Source organism: Ornithinibacter sp., assembly GCF_035443565.1.
Lineage (GTDB): Bacteria > Actinomycetota > Actinomycetes > Actinomycetales > Dermatophilaceae > Fodinibacter.
In genome coordinates, this window is the sequence record NZ_DAORSO010000004.1 from 36,900 (window position 1) to 38,437 (window position 1,538).

Sequence of the window (1,538 nt, forward strand, 5' to 3'; positions counted from 1 at the left end):
CAGTTCACCCTCCAGGTCGTCTACTTCATCGCCTTCTACGCGGCGGTGGCCTGGTCGCGCGACCGACGGCTCATGCTCGGTGTGGTCGGCTCGATCATCGTCGTGATGTTCGTCTGGATCGCGTGGCAGTTCCTCCTCGGCAGCGGGGTGCAGGACATCGTCGACGACACCCGTGGCGTCCAGCGAAGCGGGCTCGTCGGCCCGGTGACTGCGGCGGTGGCCCTCACGGTCCTCATCAACGTCATCTACTTCGGGGGTGCGGTCATCGCGGGTCAGCTCGACTGGCGGGCGGCCCGACAGCGTGCCCAGCTCGAGACGGCATCCGCGACCATCGCCACCCAGAGCGAGACCCTGCAACGGCGCGCCGTGACCGACGAGCGCCTGCGCATCGCCCGTGAGCTGCACGACGTCGTCGGGCACCACATCTCGGTCATCGGCATCCAGGCGGCCGCGGCGCGACGGGTGCTCACGCGCGATCCGGATGCCGCTGCCACGGCTCTCGCGGCGATCGAGACCTCGTCGCGTGACGGTGTCACGCAGATGCGCAGCCTCCTCGGGACCTTGCGCGACCCGGAGGACGCCGACCCCGACATCGCGACGAGCCGGATGCCGGAGCCCGGGATCGCCGACCTGCCCACCATAGTGGCGGAGCGGCGAACGGCCGGGCTCACCACCTCCTACGACGTCGTCGAGTCCAGCCCCGGTGCGGCCGACCGGCTGCCCTCGTCGACCGGGTTGGCGCTCTACCGGGTCGTGCAGGAGGCCCTGGCCAACGTCACCCGCCACTCCACCGCCCGCCACGCCACGGTGGTGCTGCGGGTCGAGGAGGACGGCCCGCGCCCGCACGCGGAGGTCGAGGTGCTCGACGACGGCAGGCCCAGGGGTCGCTCGTCGGGCTCCGGGCTCGGTCACCTCGGGGTGCGCGAGCGCGCCGCGAGCCAACGGGGTGAGGCCGAGATCGGCCCGCGGCCGACCGGCGGTTACCGTGTGCGGGTCCGGATTCCACTGGGGGAGAACAGTGTCTGACCTGCACCCACCGCTGCGCGTGCTCATCGTCGACGACCAGCACCTCGTGCGCTCGGGCTTCGCGATGATCCTGTCCGTCGAGGACGACCTCGAGGTCGTCGGCGAGGCCGAGAACGGGCGGGTCGCGCTCGCCCAGGCACGGGCGCTGCGCCCCGACGTCGTGCTCATGGACGTGCAGATGCCGGTCATGGACGGCATCGAGGCCACCCGGGCCCTCGTCGCCGAGGACCTCGCCAAGGTGCTCATCCTCACCACCTTCGACCGCGACGACTACGTCTTCGACGCCCTCTCGGCCGGGGCGAGCGGCTTCCTGCTGAAGAACGCCGAACCCGACCAGCTCGTCGAGGCCGTGCGGGCGGTCGGCCACGGCCACGCCCTGCTCGCACCCGAGGTCACCCGCCGGGTCATCGAGCGGATGGCCCGAAGTGGCCGGTCCGGCGCGGGACCCACCAGCACGACGGGGGCTGGAATCGCCGGTGCGCCGACGACGCAACCCGGCGCACCGGCATCCG

Annotated in this window: 2 protein-coding genes; both read left to right on the top strand. The window is 72.1% G+C overall.

Annotated features, from left to right (window positions below):
• The coding region (locus PLL68_RS01230) for a sensor histidine kinase (RefSeq protein WP_324530884.1) at positions 1–1,026 on the top strand (1,026 nt) is incomplete at its 5' end.
• A gap of 64 nt (positions 1,027–1,090) precedes the next feature.
• A partial coding sequence (locus PLL68_RS01235) for a response regulator (RefSeq protein ID WP_502910595.1) occupies positions 1,091–1,538 on the top strand: 448 nt, incomplete at its 3' end.